24 protein-coding genes are annotated in these 23,861 nt (G+C 63.9%); 8 read left to right on the top strand and 16 right to left on the bottom strand.

Annotation, left to right across the window (positions count from 1 at the left end; all coding sequences use genetic code 11):
* The first annotated feature begins 117 nt into the window (after window positions 1-117).
* Window positions 118-981 carry a S1/P1 nuclease gene (locus tag V5F67_RS18360; RefSeq protein ID WP_394020847.1) on the top strand — a complete coding sequence of 288 codons (864 nt, stop codon included), beginning with the start codon at window positions 118-120 and terminating at the stop codon, window positions 979-981.
* A 369-nt stretch (window positions 982-1,350) separates the two neighbouring features.
* On the opposite strand, the gene V5F67_RS18355 is transcribed toward V5F67_RS18360, so the two are convergent.
* The 4 genes from V5F67_RS18355 to V5F67_RS18340 form a co-directional block, all read right to left on the bottom strand.
* Window positions 1,351-1,629: a hypothetical protein gene (locus V5F67_RS18355; RefSeq protein WP_394020848.1), complete on the bottom strand. Its 279-nt coding sequence runs from the start codon at window positions 1,627-1,629 to the stop codon at window positions 1,351-1,353.
* A 163-nt stretch (window positions 1,630-1,792) separates the two neighbouring features.
* Window positions 1,793-3,610, bottom strand: a complete 1,818-nt coding sequence (locus V5F67_RS18350) for a competence protein CoiA family protein (RefSeq protein WP_394020849.1) — start codon at window positions 3,608-3,610, stop codon at window positions 1,793-1,795.
* A 123-nt stretch (window positions 3,611-3,733) separates the two neighbouring features.
* Window positions 3,734-4,507 (bottom strand): HNH endonuclease, encoded by a 774-nt coding sequence (locus V5F67_RS18345; protein ID WP_394020850.1) that lies wholly within the window; start codon window positions 4,505-4,507, stop codon window positions 3,734-3,736.
* Window positions 4,508-4,831: 324 nt separating this feature from the next.
* Window positions 4,832-5,182: a GIY-YIG nuclease family protein gene (locus V5F67_RS18340; protein WP_394020851.1), complete on the bottom strand. Its 351-nt coding sequence runs from the start codon at window positions 5,180-5,182 to the stop codon at window positions 4,832-4,834.
* A gap of 46 nt (window positions 5,183-5,228) precedes the next feature.
* Here V5F67_RS18340 and V5F67_RS18335 point away from each other — a divergent pair, with 46 nt between their 5' ends.
* The 3 genes from V5F67_RS18335 (at window position 5,229) to V5F67_RS18325 (ending at window position 10,003) form a co-directional block, all read left to right on the top strand.
* On the top strand, window positions 5,229-5,351 hold the full coding sequence (locus tag V5F67_RS18335; RefSeq protein ID WP_394020852.1) for a hypothetical protein: 123 nt from the start codon (window positions 5,229-5,231) through the stop codon (window positions 5,349-5,351).
* A 360-nt stretch (window positions 5,352-5,711) separates the two neighbouring features.
* Window positions 5,712-8,099, top strand: coding sequence for an AAA family ATPase (locus V5F67_RS18330; RefSeq protein WP_394020853.1), 2,388 nt, complete (start codon window positions 5,712-5,714; stop codon window positions 8,097-8,099).
* Complete coding sequence (locus tag V5F67_RS18325) at window positions 8,096-10,003, top strand: UvrD-helicase domain-containing protein (RefSeq protein WP_394020854.1); 1,908 nt, start codon at window positions 8,096-8,098, stop codon at window positions 10,001-10,003. Before V5F67_RS18330 ends, V5F67_RS18325 begins: the two co-directional genes overlap by 4 nt.
* A gap of 35 nt (window positions 10,004-10,038) precedes the next feature.
* Here the strand turns inward: V5F67_RS18325 and V5F67_RS18320 are convergent, their stop codons facing one another.
* From V5F67_RS18320 to map, 8 genes are all read right to left on the bottom strand, one after another.
* Complete coding sequence (locus V5F67_RS18320; RefSeq protein WP_394020855.1) at window positions 10,039-11,178, bottom strand: hypothetical protein; 1,140 nt, start codon at window positions 11,176-11,178, stop codon at window positions 10,039-10,041.
* Window positions 11,179-11,240: 62 nt separating this feature from the next.
* Window positions 11,241-11,876 carry a hypothetical protein gene (locus V5F67_RS18315; protein WP_394020856.1) on the bottom strand — a complete coding sequence of 212 codons (636 nt, stop codon included), beginning with the start codon at window positions 11,874-11,876 and terminating at the stop codon, window positions 11,241-11,243.
* 268 nt (window positions 11,877-12,144) lie between these two features.
* Window positions 12,145-12,519 carry an XRE family transcriptional regulator gene (locus V5F67_RS18310; RefSeq protein ID WP_394020857.1) on the bottom strand — a complete coding sequence of 125 codons (375 nt, stop codon included), beginning with the start codon at window positions 12,517-12,519 and terminating at the stop codon, window positions 12,145-12,147.
* Window positions 12,520-12,523: 4 nt separating this feature from the next.
* Window positions 12,524-12,889: a type II toxin-antitoxin system RelE/ParE family toxin gene (locus V5F67_RS18305; RefSeq protein WP_394020858.1), complete on the bottom strand. Its 366-nt coding sequence runs from the start codon at window positions 12,887-12,889 to the stop codon at window positions 12,524-12,526.
* A 41-nt stretch (window positions 12,890-12,930) separates the two neighbouring features.
* Window positions 12,931-13,350, bottom strand: coding sequence for a thermonuclease family protein (locus V5F67_RS18300; protein ID WP_394020859.1), 420 nt, complete (start codon window positions 13,348-13,350; stop codon window positions 12,931-12,933).
* Window positions 13,347-14,588 carry a tyrosine-type recombinase/integrase gene (locus V5F67_RS18295; protein ID WP_394020860.1) on the bottom strand — a complete coding sequence of 414 codons (1,242 nt, stop codon included), beginning with the start codon at window positions 14,586-14,588 and terminating at the stop codon, window positions 13,347-13,349. Before V5F67_RS18295 ends, V5F67_RS18300 begins: the two co-directional genes overlap by 4 nt.
* A gap of 182 nt (window positions 14,589-14,770) precedes the next feature.
* On the bottom strand, window positions 14,771-15,343 hold the full coding sequence (locus V5F67_RS18290; RefSeq protein WP_394020861.1) for a JAB domain-containing protein: 573 nt from the start codon (window positions 15,341-15,343) through the stop codon (window positions 14,771-14,773).
* Between the two features lie 11 nt (window positions 15,344-15,354).
* Window positions 15,355-16,182: a type I methionyl aminopeptidase gene (map, locus tag V5F67_RS18285; protein ID WP_394020862.1), complete on the bottom strand. Its 828-nt coding sequence runs from the start codon at window positions 16,180-16,182 to the stop codon at window positions 15,355-15,357.
* Between the two features lie 206 nt (window positions 16,183-16,388).
* Between map and rnhB the strand changes: the two genes are divergently transcribed.
* Window positions 16,389-17,117, top strand: a complete 729-nt coding sequence (rnhB, locus tag V5F67_RS18280) for a ribonuclease HII (RefSeq protein WP_394020863.1) — start codon at window positions 16,389-16,391, stop codon at window positions 17,115-17,117.
* A 19-nt stretch (window positions 17,118-17,136) separates the two neighbouring features.
* Here the strand turns inward: rnhB and cydB are convergent, their stop codons facing one another.
* The 4 genes from cydB to V5F67_RS18260 form a co-directional block, all read right to left on the bottom strand.
* The gene (gene cydB, locus V5F67_RS18275; RefSeq protein WP_394020864.1) at window positions 17,137-18,141 is read right to left on the bottom strand and encodes a cytochrome d ubiquinol oxidase subunit II; all 1,005 of its coding nucleotides are present in this window, start codon (window positions 18,139-18,141) and stop codon (window positions 17,137-17,139) included.
* A 17-nt stretch (window positions 18,142-18,158) separates the two neighbouring features.
* Window positions 18,159-19,553, bottom strand: a complete 1,395-nt coding sequence (locus tag V5F67_RS18270) for a cytochrome ubiquinol oxidase subunit I (RefSeq protein WP_394020865.1) — start codon at window positions 19,551-19,553, stop codon at window positions 18,159-18,161.
* A gap of 463 nt (window positions 19,554-20,016) precedes the next feature.
* A complete protein-coding gene (locus V5F67_RS18265; protein WP_394020866.1) occupies window positions 20,017-20,439 on the bottom strand; it encodes a SufE family protein in 423 nt (140 codons plus the stop codon).
* A 55-nt stretch (window positions 20,440-20,494) separates the two neighbouring features.
* On the bottom strand, window positions 20,495-20,992 hold the full coding sequence (locus tag V5F67_RS18260) for a DUF5330 domain-containing protein (RefSeq protein WP_394020867.1): 498 nt from the start codon (window positions 20,990-20,992) through the stop codon (window positions 20,495-20,497).
* A gap of 303 nt (window positions 20,993-21,295) precedes the next feature.
* On the opposite strand from V5F67_RS18260, the gene V5F67_RS18255 reads away from it, so the two are divergent.
* Genes V5F67_RS18255 through V5F67_RS18245 form a run of 3 tightly spaced genes read left to right on the top strand, consistent with a single transcriptional unit; the run spans window position 21,296 to window position 23,774 of the window.
* Entirely contained in the window at window positions 21,296-22,735 is a 1,440-nt protein-coding gene (locus tag V5F67_RS18255; RefSeq protein ID WP_394020868.1) for a sensor histidine kinase, read from the top strand.
* Window positions 22,732-23,433, top strand: coding sequence for a peptidoglycan-binding domain-containing protein (locus tag V5F67_RS18250; protein WP_394020869.1), 702 nt, complete (start codon window positions 22,732-22,734; stop codon window positions 23,431-23,433). Before V5F67_RS18255 ends, V5F67_RS18250 begins: the two co-directional genes overlap by 4 nt.
* Window positions 23,433-23,774, top strand: a complete 342-nt coding sequence (locus tag V5F67_RS18245; RefSeq protein WP_394020870.1) for a DUF1491 family protein — start codon at window positions 23,433-23,435, stop codon at window positions 23,772-23,774. Before V5F67_RS18250 ends, V5F67_RS18245 begins: the two co-directional genes overlap by 1 nt.
* Window positions 23,775-23,861: the final 87 nt, after the last annotated feature.

Genomic DNA, 23,861 nt, shown 5'->3' with positions numbered 1-23,861 from the left:
CACGCGCGATGATCCAATTTGGACATGGGAGCGGGACATGCGGAATTGGCTTCTGGTGGGTGCTTTGTGCGGCGGTATCTGTTCTCCTGCAGCCGCTTGGTGGGGGATGAGGGCCACATGCAGGTCGCCGCGCTCGCCTACGATCAGCTTACTCCGACCGCCCGTGCGAAGGCCGACGCACTGATCCGCCTCAATCCACAGTATGGGAACTGGGTGGTAGGCTGGCCGCCAGGAAAGGCCGCGCAATACGCCTTCGTGCGGGCATCCGCCTGGGCCGATGACATCAAGGGGCCGGACCTCGGTTTTACGGATGTCGGCGATAGCGCTGGAAAGTCAGAGGCCGGCCGGAACATCGGCTACTACGACAACCTCATGCATAAATACTGGCACTACAAGGACATCGGTTTTTCCACCGATGGGACAGCGATCGAGGAGGGCGATCCGGTGAATGCCGTCACCCAGATCAAGCTGCTCGCGCAGGGGCTCTCGCCGGCATCGGGCCAGCCCGATGAGGTGCGCTCCTATGATCTCGTTTGGCTGCTGCACCTCGTCGGTGATGCGCACCAGCCCCTGCATGCGACAGCGCGGTTCTCACATGCGCACCCCCACGGTGACCAGGGCGGCAATCTTGCAAAAGTGATCCCGGCGACCGGCGAGACGATCACCCTCCACGCCTATTGGGATCGGCTGTTGGGGAGCTATTCCACGCCCCAAGGGGCGATCATGGATGCGATGGTCGACAAGAATACCAAGCTACCTAAGCCCGATCCTGAGCGCGCCGGCGAACTGGACCCCGAGGTCTGGTTTAAGGAAAGCGAGAAGCTCGCCGAGGATGTCGCCTATGCAGAGCCAGTCCGTTCCTGCACCGAGGCATGCACACTGGATCGGCCATATGAGACAAAGGCTCGCGAGACGGCTCGCGTTCAGGCGGCCCTGGCGGCCGCACGCCTCGCAAATCTCATTAATGCAGCGTTGAAGTAGGTATCGCTTTAGTCAACGCGAAGCCGTGCGACCTTGCGTTTGTCGTACCGATGGCGAATCCGCCGGTGGCGTCATGCAGGAAAGGCCGATCGGCTTGATGAGCCCCCGTCACCGGAGAGATCAATCCATAGAATTGATCTCTTAGGTTGCGAATTATCACGACGATCGCGCCCGATTTCTGAGGTTAGGCTAAGAATTCCACGGGATCTTCGCGACAGGTGTTGGAAGCCTTCCCTCCCGCATTCAATCCGTCACGGTAGCTCGGTCCGTACTCTCACTCTAAAGGGGGCCTTGCGGGTCTCCTCGCGTGAAGGGAGTGTGCCGGCAACGAAGTGTCGGCTGGGGAATATTGTCCTTCTCCAGCATCCCTCAAAAATTCCGGTGTTCTTGCATTTCCTCGTCGGCAATGGTCTGAACGACCTTCATGTCCATTTCCGCGACGGGCGACAATCGCGCGACTTCGGCCGCCACCTTGGCCCAATGCCAGAAACCCGACCTGTCTCCCTGAGACCGGCTGCGCGCGGCCAAGCGCTGCGCTTCGTAGTAGGAAAGGCGTCCGTGTCTCTCGATCATCAGCCGCGCATCCTGCTGCCAGCGGCGGCGGAACTGCCTGCGTTTCTCGATCCGACCGGTAAGGGCGCGGAACATTTAGCCTCGCTTTCCTATCTGGGTCGGGAACACGCACAAGGCGCGTCAGATCTGGATGCACCGCCTTTTCCCGCGACTCTTCCCAAGACAGACGTCGCAGGGCCGCCCCACTTCTTCGAACACACAGCGTCGCATGTCGCCGAGCTTGCGTCCTGATAGGCACTCAGAACTTAGTTGATCGAAGCAATTGCAGCGCTCTCTCAAGCCCTTCCTTATTCTGGGCGGCGACCTCGATTGGTCGTGGGGCGACGGTATCACCGATGGATCGTAGATAAGAATTTCCGGTCGTCAGCCAGAGATTACGACGCTCATTATTTTTGATCGCCGTTTCCGCAGCTGTGCGCAGCTTTCTCTTCCTTTCCTCCTGTTGGGCTATTACGCGCGCCTGACGGTCCTCCTCGGCTTGGCATCGCGCCTCTATAGCTCGCTGTTCGTCGGCCGTCTTGCGAGCTAAGTCGTCTGCAATACGTTGTTGACGTCGCTCTTCTGCTTGTCGCTGCAGTTCTTCGTGTCGGCGTTTGCGCTCCGCTTCGGCTAGCTCCTCGCGTCGGCGCCCCTCCTCGCGCTCCTCTTGACGGTTGGCACGTTTCGCGTCGAGCAGAGCGTCCCAGGCAGCGGCGTCAGGCGCCGGTTGCTTTACCCATCGGGTCGATGCGCCCCAACCTTTACCGGGCAATGGCAAGCGAAAGCGGAAATGCTCGTCCCGACCAGGCCAAGCGTGGAGTGCTTCGTCGTGGGAAATCAAGGGGGTAGGGGCTCGCTCTCCGCAAGTCGGGCACTTCTGATCGACGCGCTTTGGCCGGAAGTATACATTTTCACCGTCATCGACCAATGGCCCCAAGGGAAGCCCAATCTTCCTCGATAGAAGCGCGGCGGCTGACAGGATCGGCTCGTACCAACGCCACTCGTCGTGCACCACCTTGACGGGAAGCGTGCGCGGCCGTCGAGGATGCCCGATTAGAAGATGGGTGATCCTGAGGAAGCGAGTTTCGCAGTCTGGACATTCTTCCGGGTAATGCACGAAGGCACCCGGCACGACCTCGGTGTGTTCCTTGCCTTGCCAAGTTTTGTTGCCTTCAAGGATTGGACGGAGCTGATGTGCGAGCGAGTTGGATAGATCGTCTGGTGCGAGCTGGAAACTTGACGACTGATAGCCGCGAAGATGTAGGGCATTCATGCGCAACTGAAGGATCGCGCCCGCAAATTGGTCTGCGCCGACCTGCTTGCCGTCAACAGGGCGAAAGACCGTCGGCAAAAGCGACGGGCCCAGTTCGCCGAGCAGGATTTGTTGCCTCTTGCTCTCGCGTTGCAGCTCGAAGCAAGCAGGAATGGTCCCCTGTAAATTGATATTGTACACCCATCCAGGAATGGTGCGGATGAGCCGAGCGAGTTCGTTCGCCATTCTTACTTGGCGTTCAACGGCGCCGAGCAGATTCCTGACTGCCACGTCCACACTCTCCATCTGTTCGCGGATCGAGGTGCCGTGGACGGGAGCTTGCAAGCCGTCGCCAAAATCGTTGAAGTGGTTATTCCGGCCCTTTAGCCAGAATGCCGAAACCTCTGAAGCTTCGAACCTGTCGTTGCGTGCCCCGGTTCGCCGTCTTGCCTGAGCGGAAAGCTGAACTTCAATCGCGATCTTGATGCTACCACGCACGGCTAGAACATCGGCGCGCCAGCCATTCCCCGAGACCTCAACGTCGGCCTGCCATCCTCCCAGCGACTGAACTGCTCTTGCCGCGGCTGCCTTCAGGGACTCATGTTGATCGGACTCACCGCTGGAAGGGCAGCGATCATAGCCGGATTTGTGCGCAAAATACCGCAGGTCGAGCGGACTGTGGCTGGCATAAGCGGGAGCATCGCAACAGGACATACGTAACCGGCCTCCCGCACCCTTTGAGGCGTGCTGGGCGTGTGACCAATCTTCCTCGGAACAAAGGACGGAAATTACTTCGCGGTCATCGAGCTTGGCCTTCAGTGGCATTCCGGCTCTCGATCGTTGGCGCATGCACGTGCGATGGTTATTGACTTCAAGTGTTACCAGCTCATTTGGACTACCAATGGTTTTGGTCTTAAGCCCTTGTGTCAGGAGATCACGTCCACAGGCCTACCTTGTGTTGAATTCCTGATATGTACAATAGGCGCGCATCCCTTTAGCAGAATTCGACTTTGCAATGGTCGTTCGTTTGATCCGTTGCTGAAGATAATCGCAGACCGCATCGAATTTTTCGATTGGCAATAGTCGCCAGGATGCGCCAAAATTGCTCTCAATGTTCTTGTATATTGCGCCGTGGTTAAATTTTGAAGCGCGCATTCGGTCTGCGCCAGCAAATTTATTATATTTATCAAATAGATATTTCACGTAGCGCGTGGCTTCCTGATCGGAGCCGATCGTCCCGGGCGGCGCATTGATACTGATTGAATGATGAGTGTTGCGTATGGTGACTTGGTGCGCCTGGATAGCCCCCGGGCTGTTGATAGCGATATTGCCGTTGTTCCGGCTGATCGTGATCTGATTGAGATCGTTCAAGAGCATTTTCGCGAATATGAGATCGGTAGGCTTCTCAGCTCGGCCGGCGACACTTTCATGAATGGCCTTGATGTGGCGCAGAACATCGACCGAATAAATATTCGGCTCCTCATCGACGATCTTATGGTGATGTCTGCACAATAGGAGGAGATTGCCAAAGCCGTTCCGGTCTTTGTCGGATTGTGAAGGATCATAGCGAGGACCTCCCGGGCTGCGGGCGGCGATGTGGCAGATTTCGCCAGTGACGGGGCCAGCGGCTTCGACGATCGGCAAGGCACACCCAGGGAATGCGCAAATGTTTCCGGAAAGAGCGAATAGCCGCTTTGTCGTCTTATCCGTAGGTGTCGCCATTCACGCTCCTCTGGCCGCTTTGGCGGCCCGCGCCAGAAAGTTCCGTTTCGATATAATGATCTCCCCGCAGCAGGAAGACAAAGGGCTCGCGTGCAGGGAACGGCATTCCCCAGAAAACGCAGAGCCCGCACTCAGATTGTCAGGATTGGCGCCTTTCCGCCTTTCCGGTCCTCGCTCATCCGACGGTCTTTCACGCGAATCGAGTCCCGAAAAATCGGTCGGCGTGTCACACCAGATGCGATCGTACATCTGCGGCGCTTCTTGAAAATGCAGGGCGCACAGGCATCCGCAAGACGGGCAGCACTCGTCGATTGCCAGATCAGCCTACTCCCACACACCGAGATGTTCGGGAATGGCATCGCGATCATATCCAACAACTTGGAAGGCGTCGGCGTTCTTCACGAGGAACCCATCGCGGCCGGCGCGCCGAAGGATAGGAAGGATGTCGGCCGGCTCGATTGCGAACCACGCATCGCGCACGTGGGTCGAGCCGAAGTGCTGGTGAAGGTGCCGTTCAAGCTGAAACGCGTCGGCCGCTTCGATCCATCCGAGCAGGCGCAGCTCCAGCGGATTGCCGGTCTGGAGGTTGCATTTGCGCGCCTCGATATTCTTCACCTCCCTGATTTTGATCAGAGAGCATCCGTTCTCGTCCTCGCCAATAAAATTGACCGGCACGTGACGCCCCCGAGGACATCAGCGGACCCTGTCGCAGGGGCGTCAGGTGAGCGTGATTCCGCTGACGGAGGGCACTTTGCGCCTGGCCGGTATCGAGATTGCGCTCGTCGGCTGTCGCGGCGAGGTCATGGACGTGAAAGCAGCGGAGGCCGTTAAGCGAACGGTGTGAACGAACAGCATATGAGAAGGCTGCTAACGGTCGGGGAGACCCATACCGGCGATGCGATCGACGGAGTGGAGATCGGAAATCTCGGGCTGTGCCGTGCCGAGGCGGATCGCGCGCGTGCCGCCTAAAGCTCTAGCGGCGCTGGGCAGAAATCGCGGAATATGCAATCTCAGGTAACGGGGAGAATCGCGAAGCTGGGCAGGGGGCATCGCGATCCTGTCCTGTGCGGCGCGCTACGAACGACAATCAAGTGGGTCCGGCACGAAATGTTCGGGTAGGTGACTGCCTATCGGTCAAAAAAGTCTAACGCCTATAATGATCTGCGGATTATGTTACCGCAGCCGGGGTTGGGGGGCGCTGGCAGTGCATATTGAATTTCTAGAAATCGCCAATTTCAGGAAATTATTGTCGACGCGGGTTGACCTTTCAACCACGACCACACTTTTCGTTGGGGCCAACAACAGCGGCAAGACGTCCGCGATGCTTGCTCTGCGACGCTTCCTGTCGCCGCGCCGCTGTCCGTTCGAGATGCACGATTTCACGTTGTGTCATTGGCCTACGATCATCGCCCTGGGCGAGGCATGGATAGCTGCCCGGAACGCGGAGGAAATCGTCGACCTGGTCGTAGATCCGTGGGGCAGCACCTTGCCGACTTTGGACCTATGGCTGCACGTCGAAGCGGGGGAGATGCACCACGTTCGCGACCTTATCCCGACTTTGGATTGGGAGGGGGGAAGACTTGGCGTCCGGCTGCGCTACGAGCCGAAGGACCTTGCGCTTTTGTACAAGGAGTACATGGGTGCGGTGAGCGATGCCGAGACGATGAGGGCGGCAGCCATCGCGGCCGCTGCGGCAGAGAATCCCGACGCCGATCCGCCCGCTATGCCGCCCAAGCTGACAATCTGGCCCGAGAGTCTGATCGATTTCCTGAGCAAGCGTTTGTCGACGCACTTCACCATTCGGGCCTATTCATTGGATCCGGGTCAGCTTGTCGCTCCTGCAAAATCTCTGGCGCGTCCGCAGGTCCTTCCGGGCGGTTCTCGGCCGATCGATGGCGACCCGCTGAGCGGCTTGATCCGCGTTCATGACATACCGGCGCAGAGGGGCTTCGGTGAGGAGCAGCAGGCCGCGGAGGATGATGATGCTCCCGCGGCGGCGAGCGGCAATCGGCTATCCGACCAGCTCAGAAGCTACTACGCCAAGCACCTCGACCCGACGAAGGGACCTGATCCGAAGGACCTTGGCGCGTTGCAGGCGATAGAAGCCGCCCAGGATGCGTTCGACAAGCGGCTGACCGAGAGTTTCAAGGCAGCGTTCACCGAGGTCGAGGGTATGGGCTATCCTGGCGTGACCGATCCGCGCCCGCGCGTTTCGACACGCTTGAAAGCTATCGACGGTCTCAACCACAATGCGGCGATCAGCTTCGAGGTGGACGTCGTTGCCGAGGACGGCGCGACGACGCCCGTGTTGCGGTTGCCCGAGGCAAATAACGGCCTCGGCTATCAAAACCTGATCTCGATGATATTCCGGTTGATGAGCTTTCGTGACGCTTGGATGCGTGTCGGGAAGGCGTCAACCGGCGCGACGGTGACCACGACCGAGCCTCTCCATCTCGTCTTGGTCGAGGAACCGGAAGCGCATTTGCATGCTCAGGTCCAGCAAGTCTTCATCAAGAAGGCTTATGCGGTGCTGCGTGCACACGAGGACCTTGGAGATAGTAAAAAGCTGCGTACCCAATTGGTGGTCAGCACCCACTCGAGTCACGTCGCGCATGAGACGTCGTTCTCGTGCCTGCGGTATTTCCGGCGGCTGCCTGCGGGTATGGCCGCGAAAGTGCCGGTCTCCACCGTTATCAATCTGTCGGAAGTTTTTGGTCCGGGTAGCGAAACCGAGCGTTTCGTGACCCGATATCTTCGGGCACAGCACGCGGATCTGTTTTTCGCAGACGCGGCCATTTTGGTGGAGGGACCGGCGGAACGCATGCTCGTCCCGAATTTCATCCGAGCGCATTACGACGAGCTCAACCAGTGCTACATCACCCTGCTTGAGATCGGAGGAAGCCACGCACATCGTCTCAAGCCCTTGATTGATCACCTCGGCTTGCTGACCCTGATCATCACGGACCTGGATACGCTGGATAAGACGGGCGGCGCTTCCGTCCAACCCGCGAAAGGCGTTGGTCAGAAAACCAATAATGCGACGCTGAAGACATGGGTGCCAAAGCTCGACGACGTCGATGAGCTCATGCGAGCGGATGGCGGCACGAAGACGCTGCATGAGGACGGCGACCCGCTATTCGCTGTGCGCGCCGCGTATCAGATCCCGTTGGGTGTGACGTCGCCGGGTATCGTGGGGCCTGAGGTCGCATATCCGTATACGTTTGAGGACGCGATGGCGTTCGAGAACCTCAGCATTTTCTCTGAACTGGATGGCACCGGCCTGGTCCGTAAGTTTCGCGATGCGATCGCGAATGGTGGCGGGGTGGCCGCGATCGGCGAGCAAATGTACCTCGCCCTCAAGAACGGCAAGAAGGCAGAGTTTGCGCTTGACGTGATGGAGGTTGAGAACTTCGACACGATCATCGTGCCGCGCTACATCGCCGAAGGACTTGAGTGGCTACTCGCACAGCTCAAGAAGAAGCAGGTTGAGATTCTGCCTCTGGTCAAGGGGGCGCCGCCACAGGAAAAGGTCGAGGTTGCCCCGCCGGTCGAAGAACATGTCGTCGCCGAAATCGAAGGGGCCGATACATGAGCGCGGTTGACGACAAATTCGATTCCGAAGCCGACGAGGCGATCCTCGCCTGCTTGAACATTGAGAAGCCAAGGAGCTTCTTTCTCTACGCCGGCGCCGGATCAGGCAAGACCCGGTCGCTCGTTGAGGCGATCCGGACGGTGTGTAAGGAGCAGGGCAGGCGGTTGTCGCTATCTGGTCAGAAGATCGGGGTGATTACCTACACCAACGCCGCCTGCGACGAGATCAAGCAACGGCTCGAGTTCGATCCTCGTGTAGAGGTGTCGACCATTCACGCGTTCGCGTGGTCTCTGATTGCCGGCTACGACGGTGATATTCGGGGGTGGCTGTCGACCCGGCTCCTTGCGGATATCGCAGAGCTGGAGGAAGCACAGGCGAAGGGCCGAGCAAACAGCAAAGCAGCGTCGGACCGCGCTCGCTCGATAGAAAGCAAGCGGCGTCGCCGCGAGAACCTCGCCGAAATTATGCGATTCGTTTACAGCCCCACGGGCGACAACCGCACGCGGGACTCTCTGAGCCACGCAGAGGTCATCGCCATGACCGCCGATTTTCTCGGCGCGAAGCCTGGTTTGCGCCGGCTGCTAGTGACCCGCTTCCCAATCCTGCTTATCGACGAGAGCCAGGATACCAGCCGAAAGCTCATGGACGCGCTGCTCAATGTCGAGGCGGGATACCGCGAAGCCTTTTGCCTGGGACTCTTCGGCGACACGATGCAGCGTATCTACGCCGACGGTAAGGAGCGTTTGGCGGAGGCGATCCCGCAGGCCTGGGCCAAGCCGAGGAAGCGGATGAACCATCGTTGCCCCACACGGGTCATCACGCTCATCAACAAAATTAGACGGGATGAGGATGGCGAGGAACAGCAGCCACGCAGCGATGCTGGAGAGGGCGTTGTTCGGCTGTTCGTCGTCTCGCAGGCGATAGCCGACAAGAGCGCGGCCGAGGCCACCGTCGCTGCACGAATGGCGGAGCTCACGGGCGATCCGAGTTGGGCGGAGGGAGCCGAAGCGATCAAGACGCTGGCGCTGGAGCACCTGATGTCCGCGCGTCGATTTGGCTTCGAACAATTCTTCGAGCCTCTCTACGCGGTCGAGCGCATCCGCACGAGCTTCCTGCAAGGGACGGGCGCGGGCATCGGACTTTTCACCCGCGAGATATTGCCGCTGGTCGCAGCCTTGCGCGCGGGAGATCGATTTGCCGTCGCCGCAGTCGTTCGGCGCACGTCTCCGCTCCTCGAGCGCAAAGCGCTTGAAGCTGCCGGCGAGAAGCAGGTCGACATTCTCAGCAAGGTCAAGGCTGCCTGCGATGGTCTGCTGGCCCTGGTGAACAAGGATGAGAAGCCGACCGCACGCTCGGTTTTGCGCTATGTCGCCGAAACTAACCTCTTCATGATCCCCGAGGTGCTGGTTCCGTTTTCCGCCGCCGATGCCGTCGTCGCGGAAGGCGAGATTGACGCAGACGGCGATGCCGGCGACCAGGAAGAGGAAGTCGATGTCAAAAGCGAGTTGGGCGGTTGGCGGTTGGCACTTGAGGCGCCCTTCGACCAGATCGAGCGATATGATCGCTACGTTCGTGGCGTCTCGCAGTTCGACACGCACCAGGGGGTAAAAGGGCTGGAATTTCCAAGGGTAATGGTTGTCGTTAGCGACGATGAAGCCCGCGGTTTCATGTTCGCCTATGACAAGCTTTTCGAGACGAAGGCGAAGAGTAAGACCGATCTTGAGAATGAAGCGGCCGGGAAGGAGACGACCATCGATCGGACGCGGCGACTGTTCTATGTGACCTGCAGCCGCGCCGAGCAAAGCCTTGCCGTTGTTTACTACACTGCTGATCCGACGCTGGCGCGCGACGCGATGATTCGGCAGGAGTGGTTCGAGCCCGGCGAGATAGAACTAATCGCCTGAGCGGTTCCGTCGGCTTCGACGTTTCTGAGCCGACCCTAGGGCTGGTGTTCCTTCCACTGCCGATGCTGCTCGCGCAGTGCAGCCTCGATGGCGGCGAGCCGGGCGTTGTAATCCAGTCCATTCGGGCTTTTGGCGGCGACCTCGCCGGAGGCGATAACGAGGCGCCACGCGCCGTACTCATGAAAGGGGTTGAGTCCGATGACGTTGCCGAGCGCGCCGTCGCTGGGTTCCGGCGCGGACAACAGCTTGGCGAACGCTGCGATCGCAACGTTCATGTCCCAATCCGAGACGAATAGCACCAGCGCGCATAGCGCTAGTAATGCTGTTGGTGCGCCTTTCCATCGATAGATTTCAGGCTGCCGCTTGCCGAAATCGATGCCGCTATTCGCGGCGACGAAGATGCAAAGCGAGATCGCGGCTTCGTAGTAGGGCTGGAGCTTGGTGACGTCGAACACCTCGCGCCCATGATATTTCTGAGCGAGTTCGCTCGCTTGCCGCCACGTCGCGTCCTCGAACGGTAGCAATCCGCCCTTCACCAGTTCGAACAGATGAAAATGCTCCTCGGTGAACTGCTTTTTTGCGGCGGCTTTCCAGTCGAAGGCGGGCATCGCCGCCTGGGATGGGTGGAACTGCCAGCGCTGGTGATGGGGATGGTGCTGAAGTGCATGGGCCCAAGAGATAGCCTCCAACGGCATCGATACCGTGAAGCGGGTGGCGGATTTGAGATCGAAGAACCACTGCCGCATGTCCCGGATACGACGTTGGTCAAATATGCCTTGCTCGATGCCCTTGCATACCAGGAGCCGTATGGCTCTTGTTTCAGCGCTTTTTTCCGATCCGAAGTTGAGGAGGCTATCTTGGGTCGAACGAGTTTCGTTGTTCCCGTGGAATTCGCAGAATGGATGGTGGGCGTCGCCGCCATTCGGATCGACAAACCTGAAGTGGGCTTGCCGGAGGACTGCCTTGGATGCTCGCGACTTTGCGGGCTGTACGATGTGAGCGCCGAATTTACCGCAGGATGAGCATTGAACGTCTGCGCGGATCGCATCGCCGAACATGCTGAGAAGTTCGGCCCCGTCGCGGTCTTGCGTCGGCTGTGTGCCGGTCATCAGGATCGCGAGTTGGTCGACATCGAGTTCGCGCTCGAACCTCACGGAAAATGCAGTTGCTGGCATTTGCTCCCCAAGCGTATTGATCGTTATGCGTCGGACCAGCGATCGGACGACGCGGCAATCCACTAAATATCAGTATTGCGGTTCCAATCGGCGTCAGTGACGATTTCAAGCATTCCTTCTGCCGCCATCAAGTCTATTGCAAGATTCAGCGCCTCGTTTCCCGCGTCGGTAAACGCTGCTGATTTATGCCGAGCGCTAAGATCAACGCTCAATTCCTCAACGAGGCGAATGATCATGTAAATGTGGAGGGCGTAGGATCGTCTTGCGAGCCCTTCGTCAGTCTCCGGGAAATAGCGGGTCATGTTTGTCGGGCCGGGAAGGCCGTCCAGTTCACCGTCCCACGCGGTCGCGCTTTGGACGATGTCGTGCCGGGACGCATGGGCAGCCGCAGAAAGGTCTCCATAGAGACGGCGGAGCGATTGCTCGAGGGCTGCGACATTCGGGGAGCCGCTGGGCTTTCGCCGGTTTGCACCGACCGCCTTGAGCTGGGCGAGGATCTCGAGCTCCTGGCGCAGCAGCGCGTGGGCCTGTAGATAGCGGGCCTCGGCGATGGCGCGCTCACAGGGCTCAAGGCCGATGATGAAGGCAGCGAACAGCGCATCGCGCTCGAAGGCAGTCTGGCGTCGGCGAGGATGCGATTGATCCTCCCGGCTTCCGGTATCACCATCGCCGGGTTGCGAGCCCAAAGTTCCTGGCATGCGTCCCAGAACGCTTCGATGAAGACCGGAGCGTTCTCGCCGGCGCGTCCCATGTCTCGGTCGAGATCTTCGGAGGCGAACCGCTCGTTGGTGCTCGGCCAATATTCGGCGCTGGCTGCCGCACAGAATCGCGCTTTGAAATGCTCGAAAATGGCCTTCTGTTGCCCTTGTCCGCTGATGCGGTTGATAAGGTCGCGAAAGCCCTCTTGTACGGCGGGCTCTATCGCGCCGGGACTGTCGAACCGCCAATTGCCGTCGAACTGAAGCATCAAGAGCGGACTCTGGCGGCTTTCCGCACGCGGGCGCCGCGCGTGGGCGTGTTCGATGTAATCACGTCGCCCAGGCTGTGAAGCTTGAGGGGCGGATGCGACGGCAGCTTCACGGTGAGTTCAAGCTTGCCGCCGATCGCCTCGACGTAGCTGCGCAACGTCGATAGATACATATCGGCCTGCTTTTCGATCTTCGAGACCGAGGGCTGTTTGATGTTCAAGGCACCGGCGACATCTTCCTGTGCCTTCCCCGCGATCTGCCGCAGCTCGCGCAGACCCTCGACCTCCTGCCGAAGCTCCTGGTAGCGGGCCTCGACCTGCTCCTGCTGGTCGCGGGGCAGCGAAGCGATGACGTCCGTGATGCTGCGTCCCATCGGGCTATCTCTTCTTTACGGATTTCAGGTTTTCCAGATGGTCGGAAAACCGCTTGTCCGCCTTTGCGATAAGCTGCTTGTAAAAGCGCTTCTGACTTCCGCCCGACTTGTCACCTGCTACAAGCAGGATTGCGTTTCGCTCTGGGTCGAAGGCAAAGGCTGTTCGCCACTCGCCATCGGCCGCTGAAAAGCGCATTTCCTTCATGTTGGCGTGCTTCGAGCCCTTCAGCGTATCGACGTAAGGTCGACCAAGTTGCGGCCCGAATTCGGCCAGCAGCTTTGCGAGGGCGAGCATTTCGATGTGCACCTCGTTCGCGAAAGCCTGAAACTCCGCCTCGAAGGCGTCATGCAGTCTGACGTCCCAATCCATATAGCTTCCAAGCTATGTTAAGTCAATGGTGGAGGCCGGCATCAGTTGCCGCCCTCCGGCGCTCCGGCTTGGCGCAGCATGTCACCAATGGGCTGAGAGCCGACACGGCAGCGGGCAATGACACGGTCGAATGAGATCACGCGCCTGCTGCGGCCGCGCTCCGTCGTGCATGTCACCTCACGGTGAAGCGCAATGCGTTCGAGCGCGACCTTTCCTTGAGCCCCGCCGTCTTGGTGGAGCTCGGGGGCGTTGAAGTCGGCAAGCCTGACCTCGATCCAGGTGTTGGGGTCGGCCGTCCTGCCTACGCAAAGGCTGTCGCCATCACCGACATAGCGAACCGTGCCAGAGAACTGCACGCCAGCTTGGGCTGGCAGAGGTGCTTTGCACGGATCTGCATAGGCGGGGACGACCGGGCAGAGGAAAACAAGCATGCCGGCAAGAAGGAGAGGCCGGTGGCTCATGCCGCCGCCTTCATGCGCTTCTTCACAAGCATGGCGCGGACGAACTTGTCCCATTTCGCCATACCGGCGCGCTTTTCTACCATGTAGTGCCAACGGTCGTAGTGCTTGGAGCTGATATCTTGCAAAGCATGGTTCTGGAGGCGATCGCGGATTTCCTTCGAGACGCCCGCCTTGCCGGCCAGCGTCTTGAAGGTCCGGCGCAGGTCGCGGTTCGTGACATAGGGGATCACGCCGCGATCCCGCTGGCGCCACATGAACGAATAGAGCGTGCCATGGCTGACGGGTTTCGACGGGTCTTTGGCCGACGGGAAGAACCAGCCGTATTCGTTGACGTTGATGGATGCGAGCAGTTCAGCCGCCAACTCGGGTACCGGAATGGCATGAGGTAGATCGTTCTTGGTCTTGGACCAGTCGATGACCTTTTCCTTGGCGTCCCATTGGTCGATGTGGAGGCTCGCGATTTCCTCGACCCGCTGGCCGGTCAGCATGATGATCCTGACGGCACGGGTGTAAGGCGGATGAACCGGGGTGTCGGGGCATTCGAGCCAGCGATAGAGCTGGACGAACTCGTCTTCGTCGAGCCAGCGCGTGCCCTGGACCTTGGGTTCGGTCGGAATACCTGCCGCCGGATTGAAGGGGATACGGAAGCGGCGAGATGATTGCTGCCGATAGTCGTTGTCGGACTTCATGCCCCAGCTAAAGGCGGCATGGACATAGGAGCGCACGTGATCGGCCATCGATTTGGCACCGCGATCGTAGATCGGGCGGATCAGTTCGATGATTTCCTCAGTTTCGATCTCGCGAGCGAGGCGGTTGCGCCCGAGTGTGTCGGCGATCTTGTTGAGGCCTTTTTCGCTCTCCTTCCAGGATGATTTCCCCGCGGCCTTGAGCGCGGCAACGTAGCCACCGAACAGATCGGCGATCGTACCAGGCCGCGTGTCGGTCGCGATCTTGATGCTCCGGCCCTTCTGAATGACGTCGGCGAAGTCGCGCTTGTAGATTTCGCGGGCCTGGGCGAGCGGCATCGACGGATAGGCGCCGATCTTCTTCTTGGTACGTTTGCCGTCACGCCATTGCTGCGCCATCCAGTCGGCAGTGACGCGCTTCGGCATGGGCTTGAGAACGAGGACGAGACGGCCTGTGCCGCGACCTTCGCCATCGGCGAGGTTCTCCTGCTTACGGCTGATCTCGACGCGCTTCAGCGCATGTCTGATCGCGGTATCGGTCAGGGCGGGCATGGCGTTTCCTCCTTTCCGGAACTGGGATCGGTCGAGGAGAAACGGGGGCGTTAGCTGGGAGCGGGAGGCCGGTTTCTACCCCTTTTACAACCCCCAATTTGCCGGAGCCGCCCCCTGTGCGCAATGACAAAATTGCGCGAATTTCCTAGTGATTGAACGGATTTGAGCGTGATCCAGCGGGATCAGAATGAGTAAGTGGGATGGTTGTGGCACAGGATGATGGCGGTGGCCGACAGTTCCAGCGCCCGCTTCACCACCTCGCGCGGATAGACCGGGGCATGGTCCACGGTGCCGGTGTTGAGCACCTCGTCGGTGATGAGCTGGTTGCGCTTGTCGAGGAACAGGACCCGCACCTGCTCGCGGTCCTGGAACGCCATGGAGGTCCGGCAATAGTCCAGCACCGCGCTCCAGGACGACAGGGCCGGCCGGCGCTTCACCTGTCCCTTGGCGAGGCGCTGGGCGGCGGCTTCCACCACCTTCAGCTCGGTGATGATGGCCTGCTTCACGCCGGGGATCTCGGCCAGCAGGGCCGACGGCGCGGCGATCACCTCGGCGAAGGAGCCGAAACGGTCCACCAGCGCCTTGGCGAGCGGCTTCACGTCGCGCCGCGGCACGGCCCGGAACAGCACCAGCTCCAGCAGCTCGTAGTCCGCGAGCGCCTGCGCGCCGGCCTCGCGGAAGCGCTCGCGCAGCCGGTCGCGATGCCCGTGGAAGTGGGGGGCCTCGGCGACGCCGTCCTCGGGCTCCTCCACCATGGCGCTTGCCGTCAGGCGATCTGGTAGGGCGGCTTGTGGTAGCCCTTCGGGCTCAGGGTGAAGATCTCCACCCCGGTCTCCGTGACGCCGACCGCATGCTCGAACTGGGCCGAGAGCGAGCGGTCGCGCGTCACCGCGGTCCAGCCGTCCGAGAGCACCTTCACGTGCGGGCGGCCGAGATTGATCATCGGCTCCACGGTGAAGATCATGCCGGGCACCAGCTGCGGGCCTTCCCCGCGCCGGCCCACATGGACGATGTTCGGCTCGTCGTGGAACACCTGGCCCACGCCGTGGCCGCAGAAGTCGCGCACCACGCTCATGTGCTGCGGCTCGACGAACTCCTGGATCGCGGCGCCGATATCGCCCACGTGCCCGCCGGGGCGGATGGCGGCGATGCCGCGCATCATCGACTCGTAGGTGACCTCCAGCAGCCGCTCGGCCCGGCGCGGGATGGCGCCGATGGCGAACATGCGGCTCGAATCCCCGTACCAGCCGTCGAGCACCAGCGTCACGTCCACGTTGACGATGTCGCCCTCGCGCAGCGGGCGGGCATTGGGCATGCCGTGGCAGACCACGTGGTTGAGCGAGGTGCACACCGAATAGCGGTAGCCGCGATACATCAGCGTCGCCGGATAGGCGCCGTTGGCGATGGCGAAGTCGAAGATCAGCTTGTCGATGGCTTCGGTGGTGACGCCGGGCCGCACCAGCTCCGCGACCGCGTCGAGCGCGCGGGCGGTGAGCTGGCCGGCGCGGCGCATGCCCTCGAAGCCCTCGGGGCCGTAAAGCTTGATATGTCCGGTCTTGCGGAGCGGCGCGCTCGCCGCTGCTACGTAGCTCATGGAATCTGGCTCATCGAATTTGGCTCAGCGCATTTGGCTCAGCGATCTTGTCTTGAGGCGCCGGCTGCGGCGCCGACGCTGCGATCTTGCCTCAGATTTAGGCCAGTTGACCGGCAAAGCAAGCGCCGCGCGCGCCTTGCGCCCGCGCGCCGTGCTATGCAAAGCGGGCGCGACGCCGATTCCGCGCGCCGTGCCCGGGTCCATTCATGCCGCCGAAGCCGCGCCCGCCCGCCGTCCCGGCCGCCCCAGAGGGGGCGGAGGCCGCGCCGCGCCGCGGGCGCCCGCCGCTGGCGGCGAAGGGGCTCGGCTTCCGCCGCGAGCGGGCGCTGCTGAAATCCGGCCTGCTGCCGGTGGCGGGCGCCGACGAGGTGGGCCGCGGGCCGCTGGCCGGCCCGGTGGTGGCGGCGGCGGTGATCCTCGATCCGGCACGCGTGCCGCAGGGTCTCGACGATTCCAAGAAGCTGCCCAGGGCGCGGCGCGAGGCGCTCTATCTGGAAATCTGCGCCACCGCGCATGTGGCGGTGAGCCTTGCCCCGCCGGCGCGGATCGACCGGGACAACATCCGCCAGGCGACCCTGTGGGCGCTCGCCCATGCGGTGCGGGCGCTGCCGGTCAAGCCCGCCTTCGTGCTGGTGGACGGCAACGATCCGCCGGTCCTGCCCTGCCCGGTGGAGGCGATCATCGGCGGCGACGGGCTGATCGCCTCCATCGCCGCCGCCTCGATCGTCGCCAAGGTGACGCGCGACCGGCTGATGGCGCAGCTCGGCCTCAGCTTCCCGGACTACGGCTTCGAGCGCCACATGGGCTACGGCACCCCCGAGCACGGCGCCGCCCTGGTCAGGCACGGCCCGTGCATCCACCACCGCCAGTCCTTCGCGCCGGTGCGCGCGCAGCAGCTGAACCTGTTCGAGGCGCCCGAGGACGCCGCCGAATAGTCCCGCGATTTGCCGCCGCTCAGTGGTAGCCCTCGCCCTCGCGCACCTTGCCGCGGAAGATCCAGTAGACGAACACGATGTAGCCGAGCACCACCGGCAGCAGGAAGATCACGCCGAACAGCATGAGGATCTGGCTCGGCGCCGCGGCCGCCGTCTGCCACACGGTGAGGGAGGGCGGCACGAGGTAGGGGAAGGTGGAGATGGCGAGCCCCAGGAAGCCCAGCAGGAACAGTCCCACCGTGCCGAAGAAGGGGAGCATCTCTCGGCCTTCCTTCAGCCAGCGCCACACCAGATAGGCGACGAGCGCGGTGAGGATCGGCACCGGCGCCAGGAAGAAGATGTTGGGCGTGGAGAACCAGCGCACGGCGATGCGGTCGAACGCGAGCGGGGTCCATAGGCTCACCACCGCCATGAAGGCGAGCACCGCATAGAGCAGCGGCAGCGCCTGGGCGCGGGCGCGGTCGGCGACCGCCCCCTCGGTCTTGATGAGGAGCCATGTGGCGCCCAGCAGCGCATAGCCCGCCACCACGCCCAGGCCGCACAGAAGCGCGAACGGGGTCGCCCAGTCGAGCGGGCCGCCGGCGAACTGGCCGTTTGCCACCGTGATGCCCTGCACCAGGCCGCCGAGGATCACGCCCTGGCAGAAGGCCGCTACCAGCGAGCCGCCGGAGAAGGCGAAATTCCACCATTTGCGGCTGGTCGCCGCCACCCACCGGAACTCGAAGGCGACACCACGGAACACCAGCGCCAGCAGCATGAGGATCACCGGCAGATAGAGCGCCGGCATCACCACCGCATAGGCCTGCGGGAAGGCGACCCATAGGCCGCCGCCGCCGAGGATGAGCCAGGTCTCGTTGCCGTCCCAGAATGGCGCCACCGTGTTCATCATGGTGTCGCGCTGCTTCTCCTCCTTGGCGAAGGGGAAGAGGATGCCGATGCCGAGGTCGAAGCCGTCCAGGATCACATACATGATCACGGCGACGCCGATGATGAGGCCCCAGATGACGGGCAGATACCATTCCATGGCGCGCTCCTCTGCCTTTATTCGCCGGGGGTGATCTGGCCCTCGCCGTGGGCGGCGGCCAGGGGACGGGTGGGACGCTCCTTGCGGGGCGGCTCGATCAGCGTGCCGCCGGGGCCCTTCACGATCAGGCGGTTCATGAAATAGAGGCCGGTGGCGAAGACGATGGAATAGACGATCACGAACAGCACCAGCGTCACCGCCACGCTCCAGCCGACCACCGGCGAGATCGCGTCCGCGGTGCGCAGGATGCCCTCGACCACCCACGGCTGGCGCCCCTGCTCGGTGACGATCCAGCCCGACAGGATGGCGATGAAGCCGAGCGGCCAGGCGAGCGAGGCGGGCCACAGGTACCAGCGGGTGTCAAATGCCCTGCGGCGCCAGAGGAGCCACGCCCCCACCCAGCCGAACAGGATCATCACCACCCCCACGCCCACCATGGCGCGGAAGCCGAAGAACGGCCCGATCACCGGCGGCCGGTCCTGCGGCTTGAAGTCCTTCAGGCCCGGGAAGAGGCCGGTGAGGGAATGGGTGATCATCAGCGAGGCGCCGCCGGGGATGGAGATTTCGTAGAGGTTCTTCTCCGCCTTCTCGTCCGGCCAGGCGAACAGCACCAGCGGCGCGGGCTTCGAGCCGTCCCAGTGGGCCTCGATGGCGGCGATCTTGGCCGGCTGGTACTTCGCGGTGTTGAGGCCGTGGGCGTCGCCGACGAAGGCCTGGATCGGTCCGACCACGGCGAGCATGCCGATGGCCATCACCATCATCACCTTCGATTCCTCCAGGAACCGCCCGGCGAGCAGGTAGCGCGCCGCTACCGCCAGAACCACCAGCGAGGTGGTGAGGTAGGCGGCGAGCAGCATGTGCGGCAGGCGGTGCAGGAAGCTCGGGTTGAAGATGATCTCCAGCCAGTCGAGCGGATAGGCGACGCCGTCGCGCATCTCGAACCCGGCCGGGGTCTGCATCCAGCTGTTGGCGGCGAGAATCCAGAACGCGGACATGAAGGTGCCGAACGCCACCACGCAGGTGGCGAGCACGTGCAGCCAGGCGGGCACCCGGTTCCAGCCGAACAGCATGATGCCGAGGAAGGTCGCCTCCAGGAAGAAGGCGGTGAGCACCTCGAAGCCGATCAGCGGCGCCACCACGGAGCCCACCACCTCCGAGAACCGGCTCCAGTTGGTGCCGAACTGGTAGGACAGGACGATGCCCGACACCACGCCCATGGCGAACGAGACCGCGAAGATCTTGGTCCAGTAGCGGGCGAGGCGATGGAACACCTCGCGTCCGGTCTTCAGCCACAGCAGCTCCAGCGTGGCGATGAAGGCCGAGAGGCCGATGGTGAAGCTTGGGAAGATGATGTGGAAGGAGACGGTGAACGCGAACTGGATGCGTGCGAGAGTGACCGGATCGAAATCCATTGCCGGCTCCTTCGTTTTCGCGATGGCCGGGTGTCGCGGGAACAGCGGTCCGGGTGTCGCTCTTGCTCGCGGGATCTCCGCCGCACCCGGCGCGCGGGCCGGCCTCAGGCAGTGCTCCCGACATCTGGCGTCGCCCGCTTCCCGCTGCCGCCCCGACGCAGACGCGGGGCACTCCGATCGGAACCAGCGACGCCTTCGAAACATTCCAATTCTGCTATGAGCGGACCATACCCAAGTCCGGTGGCGGCGTCGATGCCCCAATGGCGGCGCCACCGGCCGCCCGGAGCGCCAGCACGGTGGCGGCAGGGTTTGGTCTGTGCCGGCTGGTCGGCTGCCAACATCTTGCAGAATAATGGAATTTCAAGCGTCAAGGGATGACGCGGAGCGTGCCGCGATCACCGCGCCATGCGGCCGCGGTACAGCTTGCCGCATGCGAAGGGACAGGCGGGCGGGATGTCGCGCCTCAGGCCTCGGCGAGGGCGGCGCGGGCAAAGCCCCGGATGCGCTCGACCATGGACCTCAGGCCGTTGGAGCGCTGCGGCGTCAGGTGGCCCTCGAGGCCGATCCGGCGGAAGATGGCGAGGACGTCGGTCTTGAGGATCGCCTCCGCCGTGCGGCCCGAGGTCAGGGCCAGCAGGACGGCGACCAGCCCGCGCACGATATGGGCATCCGAATCGCCCTCGAACTCCAGCACCGTGCCCCCGGGGCCGTCCTTGCGCCGGCACACCAGCCAGACCTGGCTGGCACAACCCTGCACCTTGTTGGCCTCGGTGCGCTCCGCCTCGGGGAAGGGCGGCAGCGCGCGGCCGAGCTCGATCACGTGGCGATAGCGATCCTCCCAGTCGTCCAGGAGCTCGAAATCGGCGATCAGGTCCTCGGCGTCCATCAGGTGATCCTTGCGGCCATCGGCGCCACTATACCGGCATCGCCGGCCGATGTCCTCAGGCCGGGCGGCGCGGGGGCAGGGGGGCGGAGGCGGGCACCGAGGCCGGCGAGGCAGGGGGCGGGGTCGCCTGGAGGCTGCCGCCGCCGCCCCACACCGGCAGCAGGTCCTGCGGGGTGAGGTGGAGCTGGCCGGCGGACGGCATGCGCGCCGGATCGAGGCCGGAGGCGGTGACGCCGGGCGCGGGTGCCGGCGCGCCGGCGGTCTTGGGGGCATCCGTTTTGGGGGCGTCCGTCGCCGTGGCATCGCCCATGGCCTCGTAGAGCCAGCGCGCGCCCACCTGCGCCTTCTCCTTGAAATGGACCACCATCTGCCCGCCCACGTCGCAGGCCTGGGGCTGCCGGTCGCAGAAGCCGCGGGCATCCGCGATCACCGCCTGAACCAGTCCGAACGCCTCGAACACGCTCACGTCGCGCCCGCTCTCCCCCTTCAGCCCCAGGGGCAGGAGCGCCAGCACAACGGCGAGCAGGAAGCCCATGCGCAACAGGAAGAACATGTCCGCCTCGTCACTGCCCGCGATCCAAGTGCGAGCGTTGAGATCATACCAGAGCCGGCGTGGCGCCGACGGGGGGCGGGCGTGACTTTTAAAGACATCGTTAACGCTGGAGGCAGGTCGCTTCTCGTCGCCTTAGCATTGCTTAAACGGTGCCGGGCAAAGCTGCGGGCCAAGGCGGGGCGCGGCCCGATCGCGGGCGCCGCCGCCGGGGGCAATTTCAGGGGCAAGAGGGGCGCCGTGCCGCTTTTCACCTATGACCGTTCGCTGAGGTTCCGTGCGCCGGCAGGCGCACGGACCGGCCGCATGGCGCGCCTCGCGCGCCTCGGGCGCATCACCGCCGCCGTCCTCGCTGTGCTGGCGCTGGTGGCCGCAGGGAGCGCAGGCGCGGTGTTCCTCGCCGAGGCGGCGGGCCTGGCCTCCGGCGCGCTCGCCGATGCCTTCTTCCTGTTCGGCGCCGCGCTGGTCTGCGCCGCCCTCGCCACCGTGGCGCGTGCCCTCGCGGCATCGGCCGCCCAGGTCGGGCGGCGCGAGGCCGACGACGACGCGCTGCTTGTCACCCGCCACAACCGGCAGGGCGAGGTGCTCGCCGTGGAGCGCATGGAAGGCCCGTTCCGGCACGTTCCGGCGCCGTCGGCCGAAGCCGCCCTCGGCGCCGCCTTCCTCGGCCGCCCTCAGGCCGCCGTCGATCCGGGCGCCGTCCTGCTCGGCCAGGGCGTCTACGAGCGCATCCTGGTGGCCGACCGCCCGTCCTTCCTGTCCGCCCTCGCGCTCGCCGCCCGCGGCGTCCCGGCCACCTGCGACCTCAGGGCGCGCGGGGCGGCGAGCGGTCCGCCGTCCTTCCTGCCGTTCGAGGTCCGGCTCCTACCGGCGCGGCGCGGCGAGGTACGCTGCGTCTGGCGCGAGGCCAGCGCCCACAAGGCGCGGGCGGAGGAGGAGGCGCGCGGGCGCGCCGAGGCCGAGGCCGCGAACGCCGCCAAGAGCCGGTTCCTGGCCGCCATGAGCCATGAGCTGCGCACCCCGCTCAACGCCATCATCGGCTTCTCGGAGATCCTCGCCACCGAGGCAGGCGGGCCGATCGACGATGCCCGCAAGGCGGACTATGCCCGCATCATCCACGACAGCGGCCGGCACCTGCTGGGCCTCGTCAACGACATCCTCGACCTGTCCCGGGTCGAGGCGGGAGCCTACACCCTCGACATCGAGCCGGTGGATGCCGCCGACCTGGTCTCCGGTTGCGTCGAGATGATGCAAGTGGAGGCCGCGCGCCGCACCATCGCGATCCGCACCTCGATCGCCGCGCGGCTGCCGCAGGTGGAGGCCGATCGGCGGGCCTTGCGGCAGATCCTCATCAACCTGATCGCCAACGCCGTGAAGTTCACGCCCGAGGGCGGCCGGGTCCGGGTGGGGCTGCGCATGGAGGCCGACCTGCTTGCCGTGCGCGTGCGCGACAGCGGCCCGGGCATGGGGCCGGAGGAGCTGAAGCGCCTCGGCGAGCCGTTCTTCCAGGCCGGCGACGCCGATCAGCGCGCGCGCGGCTCGGGCCTCGGCCTCGCTGTGGTCAAGGGCCTCGTGGGGCTGCACGGCGGTGCCTTCGAGGTCGAGAGCACGCTCGGCCGCGGCACCTCCGTCACCGTGCGCCTGCCGCTTGCGCCTGCCGCCCGCGCCGAGGCGGCCGCCACCGATGTGGTGGCGCCGTTCGCCCTTCGCGCCGGTCCCGAACAATCCGCCCGGAGAACCGCATGAACGCCCATGGACTTGCGCCCGACATCCATGATCTCGACCAGCGCGCGGGGTTTTCGCCGGAGCACATGGCCCCCGGCGCGTCGCGGCGCCTGAAGACGGCGGACATCGCCGCCGGCGTTCTCCTGGCCGGACTGGGCATCGCGGTGGCGGTGAACGCCCTGGTGTTCCAGGGGCCGGGCGTCGGCGGGTCGATGCCGCCCCGGAGCCCGGCGGCCGGTTCCATGCCGGACAAGCCGAAGGCCCCCAAGGTTGCGGTTGCGACGCCGGCGCCGGTCCCGGCGCCCGCCCATCCGGCGCCGACCGGCGGGGCGACCGACGGCTCGCTCGGCTATCTCGTCATGCGCACCACCGGCGGCCCGCCGCCGGCGCCCACCGCCGCGTCCGGCGGGCCGGCCGCGCGCCCGCAGAACGATTCCGTCCGCCGCCCGCTCGCGGCGGTGGGTTCGGCGCCGGCGCCGGAGGTGACCGGGGCGGTGCGCCCGCCGGCGGAGCTGCCGGCGAACGCGCGCGTGCTCTCGGTGCAGAAGGCGCTCGCCCGGCTCGGCTACGGCCCCATCAAGGTGGACGGGCGCACTGGCACCGAGACCCGCCTCGCCGTCCAGCGCTTCCAGCGCGACCGCAACCTGCCGGCCGACGGGGAGATCTCCGACCGCCTGGTGCGCGAGCTCTCCGCCGTCACCGGCACGGCGGTGAACTGATGCGGCTCAAGAGCGCCATCTTCGTCTCCGCGCTGCTGCGGCGCGCGAGCGTGGAAGGCGCGTTCGCCGTGGTCGCGCGGCGCGGCGCCGAGGAGGCGGGGGCGATCTTCGTCAAGGTGGTGACGCCGGACGGCGCCGCCCTCTATGGCCCCGCGCCCCAGACCGCCTTCGACGAGGCCTATCCCGCCGACCGCAAGTTCGTGGAGCTCGTCCCCCCAGGGCGCCCGGAGACGGAGGCGGACGCGCGCATCGCCCGCGAGCTGAAGTTCGATCCCGACATCTTCGTCGTGGCGATCGAGGACCGCGAGGGCCGCCATTTCCTGGACGTCGTGCCCCTGTGACGGCGGCTTGCCGCCGCGTGCGGTTAATGGCGCGTTAAGGTCTGCGAAACCATAACGGCTCATGAGCGTTCCTGGTGCTGGGACCAC

It is taken from the genome of Xanthobacter pseudotagetidis, from assembly GCF_043194795.2.
GTDB lineage: Bacteria > Pseudomonadota > Alphaproteobacteria > Rhizobiales > Xanthobacteraceae > Xanthobacter > Xanthobacter tagetidis_A.
Note: the sequence above shows the minus strand (reverse complement) of the source record. Positions and strands in the feature narration are given on the sequence as shown.